Raw genomic sequence first — 8,051 nt, 5'->3', positions numbered from 1 at the left:
GAATCGGGGCGCGGCGCGTTGGGGCGCGGCTGGTCGGTCGGGCGGTGCGGGTCCCGGCGCGCGAGTCGGGGCGCGGTGCGTGGAGCGCGACTGGTCGGTCGGTGCGGGCACGTGGCGCGTCAGGTGTGGAGCGTGCCGTTCAGGATTGTGACCGCGTGGCCGGTGAGGTGGACGCGGTCGCCGTGCATGGCGGTCTTGACGAATCCCGTGCGCGCGGAGGCCTGTAGGCCGGTCAGCTCGTCGCGGCCGAGCCGCGCCGACCAGTAGGGCGCCAGTGCGGTGTGGGCGCTGCCCGTGACCGGATCCTCGAGGATGCCCTCGGCCGGTGAGAAGAAGCGGGAGACGAAGTCGTACGCCAGACCGGGAGCGGGCGCCGGGGCGGTGATGATCACGCCCCGCAGGCCCTCGCGGCGGGTCACCTGGGCCATGGCGTCGAGATCGGGGGTCACGCCCCGTACGGCGGCCTCGTCGGGGAGAACGGTCAGGAGGTCGCCGAGCGCGCCGGTACGGAATGCGGCTTCCGCCTTCACCCCCAGAGCCTCCGCGAGACCCCCCGGCACGGGTGCTTCGGTGCCGGGTGCTGCCGGGAAGTCCAGCGTGATGCTGCCGTCCTTGCGGATGTGCGCCGTGAGGATGCCGCTGAACCGGCTGCGAAAGCGGACCTCGCCGACGGTCCCCCGTTCCTGCCGCAGCGTGTGCGCGGTGGCCAGCGTGGCATGGCCGCAGAGGTTGGTCTCGACGAGCGGGGCGAACCAGCGGATCTCCCAGTCGGCGCCGTCTCCGGCGGGAAGCCGCCGCGCAAAGGCGGTCTCCGAGTGGTTCATCTCCGCGGCCACCTGCTGCATCCAGGCATCCGCGGGCCAGTCCCGGTCCTCGAGCAGACATACACCCGCGGGGTTTCCGGCGAAGGGGCGGTCGGTGAAGGCGTCGACGACATGGATACGCATGCAGCGACCGTAGCGATGCCAATCAAGGCCCCGCGCAGGCCAATTCAACAGAGGTGGACTTGCTTTCCGTCCACGAGGTGCCCGTTGGCAGCGGCCTGTTACTCCTTCGCCTGGGACGGGACGCGGATGACGACCTTGCCCGAGCTGAGATCGATCTCGCCCTTGCCGGGGTCGCCGTCGTTGATGTCCACCTTGGTGAGGGCCAGGCGGTTGCGTTCCTCGTCCGTGTGCTTGCGGCCGGGGTTGAAGAGCTCCTCGATCAGGTTGAACATCCTGCACCTCCGCGGGTGGGCTCTCCCCGGCCAACGAAGGGCGAGGCCCCGAAATTCCTCGCGGGCCCTCCGTTGCACGGTGCGCCGTCACGTCCCGGGCTCCGGTTGCCTCCAGGCCGGGGCCTACGGGCTGGGTCTTCCGGGTACCCCGGGGCCGGCGGTCAGAACAGCCGCAGCCGGTGCGCCAGCGCCGCCGCCTCCCCCCGGCTCGATACGCCCAGCTTCGCCAGAATATTGGAGACATGGACGCTGGCCGTCTTCGGGGAGATGAAGAGGGACTCGGCGATCTGGCGGTTGGTGCGGCCCACGGCGACCAGGGCGAGGACATCGCGTTCACGGCTGGTCAGGCCAAGGGTTTCCAGGGGGTTGTCCGGGCCCGGGCCCGGGCCTGGGTCCGGCTGGTTGCCGGTCAGCGTGAGTCGGGCCCGCTGGGCGAGCAGGGCTATGTCCTCGGCGAGAGGTTTCGCACCCAGGGACTCCGCCACCTCCCGGGCCGAGAGCAGCAGATCCGTGGCACGGGCCCGGGCCGCCTCGTCGGTGCCCGAGGAAAGAAGCGCCTCCGCGTAGCGGTACCGGACGCGGGCCAGGCCGTACGGGCGCTCGACCGACGCGAACGGTTCGGCCACCTCCGCCCAGTCCTCGGGCGTCGCCCGGTCCTCGGCGCGCAGCAGCTCGGCCCGCACCCACCGCTCGTACGCCTGCCACACCGGCACAGGCGTCGCCACGGTCTTCGCCGCGCGGCGGATGAGCTCGATCGCCTCGGCCCGGCCGGGCTCGGCGGCGGGCAGGCCCCGGGCATCCGCCTCGGCGGTCGCCGCGGTCAGCAGCAGCGGCCAGGCATAACGCTGTGTGCCCGGCGGAAGCCCCTGCTCCAGGGTCTGCGCCAGCTCGGCCCGCAGATCGGTGAGGCGGCCCTCTCCGGCCGCGACGCCCAGGGAGAGGCGTACGAGGGGAAGGGTGTACTGGGGCTGAGGGTCGTGCTGACCGTAGAGGGCTCGGGCCTGTGCGAGATGGCCGGCCGCGGCGTCCCACTCACCGCGGTACAGCGCGAGCCGGGCCAGCCGCTCGCCGGCCGAGGTGCGTGGCTGCCTCGCACTGGAGGAGGAGGTGGCCACCTGGGCGACCGCCTCGACCGCCTCGCTCCACTTGCCGTAACTGATCAGGGATTCGGCGAGGTTGGCCCACACCCAGCCCTCGGCGTCGACGAGGCCGTAGCGGCGGCAGAACTCGACGCCCTCACGGCCGTACTCGATCGCCTCGGCCGAACGGCCGACGCCTTCGAGCGCGGACGGCAGATTGGTGTGCACCCGGGCGAGGTCCTTGGTGAGCCGGCCGTCGGCGACGCGCTTGTGGACGGCTCGCATCAGGTCGAGCCCTTCCTCGACCTGGCCGGAGTCCACGAGCAGTCCGCCGAGGGTGAGTTGGGCGTTGCTCTCGATGTCCTCGGCGCCGACCATCCGCGCGTACTCCACGGCCCGTTCGGCCGCGACGAAGGTCTCGGGACCCGGGGAGTGCAGCGCGCCCCAGGTCGCGCGCTGCGTGAGGATCTCGGCGTGCACCGCGGACGGTTCGACGCCGCGCAGGAGCTCCTCGGCGCGGGCGATCTCCGGCCAGCCGTCGCCGCGCCCCAGGGTGGACATCAGCCAGCCCTTCTGGTTCCAGAACCAGGCCTCACGGAGCGGATCGGGGTCCTCGTCGAGAAGCCGCAGCGCACGCTTGGTGATCTTCAGGGCGCGCTCGCGCTCTCCGCAGAAGCGGCCGGCGACCGCCGCCTCCGCCATCAGGTCCAGGTACTGCAGCGGCTTGGTCTCGGGGTCGCAGCCACAGGGTGGGTACGCCTCCGTGAAGTCGGCGGGCCGCAGCGTCGAGCGGACCTCGTCGCCGACCAGTTCCCAGAGCTCCATCGCCCGCTCGAGCAGCCGAAGTTGCTCGGAGAAGGCGAAGCGGCGGCGCGCCATGACGGCGGCGCTCAACGTCGCCGGAAGCGCCTTGGCCGGGTCCTTCGCGCAGTACCAGTAGCTGGCCAGGCGCGGGGCGTGCTCGTCGGCGCGGATCAGGGCCGGATCGGCCTCGAGGGCTTCCGCATAACGGCGGTTGAGGCGGGAGCGCTCGCCGGGCAGCAGATCGTCGCTGATCGCCTCGCGCACCAGGGAGTGCCGGAAGCGGTAACCGTCGCCGTCGGGCGCGGCGAGCAGGATGTTGGCGCCGACGGCCGCGCGCAGGGCCTCGATCAGCGCGTCCTCGCCGAGGCCGGCGACGGCGGCAAGGAGGTCGTACTCGACCGTGGAGCCTCCCTCGGCGACCACCCGGACGACCCGCTGGGCGTGCTCGGGCAGCGCCTCCACGCGTACGAGGAGGACATCGCGCAGCGTCTCGGGCAGGGCGTGGTCGCAGTCGTCCTCGGAACAGGCGAGTTCCTCGACGAAGAAGGCATTGCCGTCGGTGCGGTCGAATATCCGCTCCACCAGGAGCTCTTCGGGCTGCGCGGCAAGGATGCCGGCGAGCTGGCGGCGCACTTCGCCGCGGGTGAACCGGGAGAGCTCGATCCGCCGCAGGGTGCGCAGCCGGTCGAGTTCGGCGAGGAGCGGGCGCAGCGGATGGCGGCGGTGAATGTCGTCGGAGCGGTACGAGGCGATGACGACAAGGCGGCCGCTGCGCAGCGTACGGAAGAGATAGGTGAGCAGATGGCGCGTGGAGGCGTCCGCCCAGTGCAGGTCTTCGAGGACCAGCACGACGGGCCGCTCGGCGGCCACCCGCTCGAGAAGGCGGACGGTGAGTTCGAAGAGGCGGGCCATGCTCTCCTCCTCGCCCTGCTGTCCACGGACCGGGACGCCGCGTCCCGGATCGGACAACTCGGGGAGGAGCCGGGCCAGTTGCTCCTCCTGGCCCGCCGCCGCGGTGGCCAGCTCGTCCGGCAGCTGACGCAGCAGCGAGCGCAAAGCGCTGGAGAACGGGGCGAACGGCAGTCCTTCGGCACCGATTTCGACGCAGCCGCCCAGCGCCACGACGGCACCGTCCTTCACGGCGGCCGCACAGAACTCCTCGAGCAGCCGGGTCTTGCCCACCCCGGCCTCGCCGCCGAGCAGCAGCGCCTGCGGCTCGCCCGCGGTGGCGCGGACGAGCGCTTCGTTCAAAACGGTCAATTCACCTGCGCGGCCGACGAACACCGGACTGACGGACCTGGTCTCCACAGCGCCGAGCATCGCACGCGGGTCCGACAGCGCGGCACCCTCCGCGGTCATGACCCCGGTCACCTGCGGTGATGCGGTCCTCGTACGGCTCACAGCCGCGGTCCTGTCCGTACGAACCGAAGCCGCGGCCCAGTCCGTACGGTCCGACACCGCGGCCCCGTCTCCGGCCCCGTGCTGCGGGCCGGCGACGGGGCCGGTGTCTGCTGTCCTGTTCATCCGCGTGTCCTTCGCGTCTCACGCGGCGCGTACGAATCGGAACCTCCGGGGGCTGTGACTCACCCGCCCATCGGCGTCGTACTCGGCATTCCGGCCGAAGCGGCGGGCCTTGCGGGCCTCGTTGGCCCGGTGCTCCTGAGCGGCCTCGCGGACGAGGTCGGCCTGGCGCAGCTGCTGCATCTCGTACTCGAACATCTTGTTCCCCTTGGGAGTCGGCGGCCGGTTTCGGTTTCCGGCCTCTCGCTCTCTGCGATGTCTTAACTCTCCCGTCCCAGAGGGGTCCGCCACATCGGGAGAACGCCGCATCTGCGGGGCCCGTATGCCTTAGGCCCCCGACTCAGCCGCCTTAGACAGCCCTAAGCCCCCTGGATCCAAGGGGATCCAGGGGGCTTAGACGGCTAAGAGGCCTGCTCTGCGGCTGCCTAGGAGGTGGACGGCAGGCCCATGAAGAGGTCCAGGTACTTGGCCACGGCGAGCAGCAGACCCAGGACGCCGAGCGCCACGCCCGCCCACGCGACGGACTTGATCCACGGCGCCTGCACCACCCGGCCCGGCGCGCCGAACGCGGGCCGCGCGAGGACAAAGGCGCCGACAAGCAGGGCGAGCAGCGCGAAAGCACCGCCCACCAGAGCGGTGGCGTGCCAGGAGTCCCCGTACACCGCCTCGACCTGCTGGGCGACGCTCGCGGTGCTCGAGGTCTCCAGCTGTCCGACCAGGGAGGAGCGCGCGGAGGCGATGGTGCCGACCCAGCTTCCGGTGAGCGCGACGATGCCGAGCCCCGCGGAGACGACGGCCGCGGCGCCCTGGCCCACACCGGTGGCGGACTTGTCCGCCGGGGCCGCCTCGTCGAGGTCATCGGCTTCGTCGTCCGCCGCCTCAAGGTCCTCGTCGACGCCCTCGGCGTCCTCCACGACCACCTCGTCCTTCGTCACGGCGTCCTTCGTCACCGCGTCCGGCGTCTCGGCGTCCGGCGTCTTGGCTTCCGGCTTCTCGATCTCAGTGCTCATGAACCAGACGCTAGGTGCCGCGTCTGAGAGCTTCCTTAACGCTCCCCGCTCAGCTCCGGCTGAGAGACACCCGCGCCTTCCACACGCTGCCCCGGTACCACCACACCCCGGCACTCCGGCGGCTCGATGCTGATGCGCGGCAGGATCCGGTCGAGCCACTTCGGGAGCCACCAGTTCGCCCCGCCCAGCATGTGCATCAGCGCGGGGACGAGCAGCGTGCGCAGGACGAAGGCGTCGAGCGCGACCGCCGCGGCCAGTGCGATGCCGAACATCGCGATCACCCGGTCCCCGCTGAGCACGAACGCCAGGAAGACCGAAATCATGATCACCGCGGCCGAGTTGATCACCCGGCTGGTCTCCGCGAGGCCCACCCGGACCGCGCGCCGGTTGTCGCCGGTCTCCAGCCACTCCTCGTACATCCTGCTGACCAGGAAGACCTGGTAGTCCATGGAGAGCCCGAAGAGCACCGACACCATGATCACCGGCAGGAAGGGCTCGATCGGGCCCGCGCGCCCGAGCCCGAGCAGCTCGCTCCCCCAGCCCCACTGGAAGATCGCGACCACCACACCGAAGGCCGAGGCCACGGCGGCGACGTTCATGGCGGCCGCCTTGAGCGGTATCCCGATCGAACGGAACGCGAGCAGAAGGAGCACGCACCCGAGCCCGATCACCACCCCCACGAACAGGGGCAGCTTCGCGACGATGACCTCCGCGAAGTCGTCGTAACTCGCGGTGATCCCGCCCACGTACGCCTCGAGCGAGGTGCCCCGCTCCGCCTTCGGCAGGATCTCGGTGCGCAGCTCGTCGACGAGTTCGCTGGTGGCCGCGGACTGCGGCGCGGAGCTCGGCGTGACGGTGAGCAGCGCGATCTCGCCGCTTTCGTCGTACGTGACCGGGGAGACGGCCGCGACGCCCTTCGTGCCGTCGAGCGTCCCGGCCAGGCGGTCGAGCGCGAGCTTGTCCTCGGCTCCGTGCACATCGGCGACGAGCGTCAGCGGACCGTTGACTCCGGGCCCGAAGCCTTCGGCAAGCAGGTCGTACGCCTGCCGGGTCGTCGACGACTGCGCGTTGTTGCCCTGGTCGGAGGTGCCGAGCCGGAGCGAGAGCGTGGGCAGGGCGAGCGCGGCCATGAGGACAAGGGCGATAGCGCCGAGCAGCTTGGGCCGCCGCTCGACGAAGGCCGACCAGCGGGCCGCGAACCCGGTGGGCAGTTCGGGCGCGGGCCCGTGCTCGGCGAGATGGGCGCGCTCGCGCCGGCTCAGGGCGCGCATACCGATGTACGACAGGAGCGCGGGCAGCAGCGTCACGGAGGCCGCGACCGTGAGGACCACGGTCAGGGAGGCCGCGATCGCGACGCCGTTGAGGAAGTCGAGGCGCAGGATCAGCATGCCGAGCAGGGCTATGCACACCGTCGCGCCGGCGAACACCACCGCGCGCCCCGTGGTGGCGACGGCGGTGCGCGCGGCCTCGTCCACGGAAAGGCCGCGCTTCAGGCCGCGGCGGTGGCGGGTCACGATGAACAGCGCGTAGTCGATGCCGACGCCGAGCCCGACGAGCAGCCCCAGCATGGGCGCGAAGTCGGCGACGGTCATCACATGGCCGAGCAGCGCGATGCCCGCGTACGCGGTGCCGACGCTGACCAGCGCGGTCGCGATCGGCAGCAGGGATGCGGCGAGCGAGCCGAAGGCGAGGAAGAGCACCACGGCCGCCACGACCACACCGACGATCTCGGCGGTGTGCCCGCCCTTCGCCTCGGTGAGGCCGATCGCGCTGCCGCCGAGTTCGACCTGAAGCCCGTCGGACGCGGCGGCCTCGGCGGTACGGACGAGGGCTTCGGCATCGGCCTTGTCGACGTCGGCCGCGGCCTGGTCGAAGGTCACGACGGCGTACGCGGTGTGCGCGTCCTTGCTGATCTGACCGGCGCCTGCGGCGTGGTACGGGCTCACGACCGAGGAGATGCCAGGGAGTTCGGCGACCTTGTCCAGGGTCTTGGTCATCGTCTGCTGGACGTCGGCCGCGTTCACCGTGCCGTCGTCCGTGTGCCAGACGATGGTGTCGGTGTCGCCGCCCAGGTGCGAGAAGCCCTCTTCGAGCAGGGCGGCGGCGCGGCCGGACTCGGTACCGGGCACGTCGTAGTCGTTGGAGTAGGCCGTGCCCGCCACGGCGGCGGCCGCGCCCACGCCGACCAAGGTGGCGAGCCAGAGCAGTACGGCGGCCAGTCGGTGCGTGACACACCACCGTGCGAGTGCTGCCACGGAGCTGCTCCCTGGTGCTTTTGAGGATCTGCGTACGGGAACAGCCCATGCGGAACTCGTGCCCTACAAGGACCCAACGGGCCCTTTACTCGCTCACTCTTGCACCCGAAAAAGATCCATTGTCCGTTTCGTGTCCATCGTCACAGGGGTGCCGGGGCCTTCC

Annotated in this window: 6 protein-coding genes; all 6 read right to left on the bottom strand. The window is 71.3% G+C overall.

From position 1 onward, the window contains the following. Positions 1-119: 119 nt before the first annotated feature. Positions 120-947, bottom strand: coding sequence for a PhzF family phenazine biosynthesis protein (locus ABT367_RS30960; protein ID WP_352256577.1), 828 nt, complete (start codon positions 945-947; stop codon positions 120-122). 98 nt (positions 948-1,045) lie between these two features. Next, positions 1,046-1,219 (bottom strand): DUF6191 domain-containing protein, encoded by a 174-nt coding sequence (locus ABT367_RS30955; RefSeq protein WP_352256576.1) that lies wholly within the window; start codon positions 1,217-1,219, stop codon positions 1,046-1,048. A gap of 161 nt (positions 1,220-1,380) precedes the next feature. Next, the gene (locus ABT367_RS30950) at positions 1,381-4,626 is read right to left on the bottom strand and encodes a helix-turn-helix transcriptional regulator (RefSeq protein ID WP_434975577.1); all 3,246 of its coding nucleotides are present in this window, start codon (positions 4,624-4,626) and stop codon (positions 1,381-1,383) included. Between the two features lie 18 nt (positions 4,627-4,644). Further along, a complete protein-coding gene (locus ABT367_RS30945) occupies positions 4,645-4,821 on the bottom strand; it encodes a hypothetical protein (RefSeq protein WP_352256575.1) in 177 nt (58 codons plus the stop codon). 227 nt (positions 4,822-5,048) lie between these two features. After that, positions 5,049-5,633, bottom strand: coding sequence for a hypothetical protein (locus ABT367_RS30940; protein ID WP_352256574.1), 585 nt, complete (start codon positions 5,631-5,633; stop codon positions 5,049-5,051). 35 nt (positions 5,634-5,668) lie between these two features. Then, positions 5,669-7,888 (bottom strand): MMPL family transporter, encoded by a 2,220-nt coding sequence (locus ABT367_RS30935; protein WP_352256573.1) that lies wholly within the window; start codon positions 7,886-7,888, stop codon positions 5,669-5,671. Positions 7,889-8,051: the final 163 nt, after the last annotated feature.

It is taken from the genome of Streptomyces mesophilus, assembly GCF_040300965.1.
GTDB lineage: Bacteria > Actinomycetota > Actinomycetes > Streptomycetales > Streptomycetaceae > Streptomyces > Streptomyces mesophilus_A.
The sequence above is the reverse complement of the archived record's forward strand: the minus strand, read 5'-3'. Positions and strand labels throughout refer to the sequence as shown.

Coding starts and splice junctions, on each gene's coding strand:
- ABT367_RS30945 (WP_352256575.1), bottom strand. CDS start 4,821: ATGTTCGAGTACGAGATGCAGCAGCTGCGCCAGGCCGACCTCGTCCGC.
- ABT367_RS30940 (WP_352256574.1), bottom strand. CDS start 5,633: ATGAGCACTGAGATCGAGAAGCCGGAAGCCAAGACGCCGGACGCCGAG.
- ABT367_RS30950 (WP_434975577.1), bottom strand. CDS start 4,626: ATGAACAGGACAGCAGACACCGGCCCCGTCGCCGGCCCGCAGCACGGG.
- ABT367_RS30960 (WP_352256577.1), bottom strand. CDS start 947: ATGCGTATCCATGTCGTCGACGCCTTCACCGACCGCCCCTTCGCCGGA.
- ABT367_RS30955 (WP_352256576.1), bottom strand. CDS start 1,219: ATGTTCAACCTGATCGAGGAGCTCTTCAACCCCGGCCGCAAGCACACG.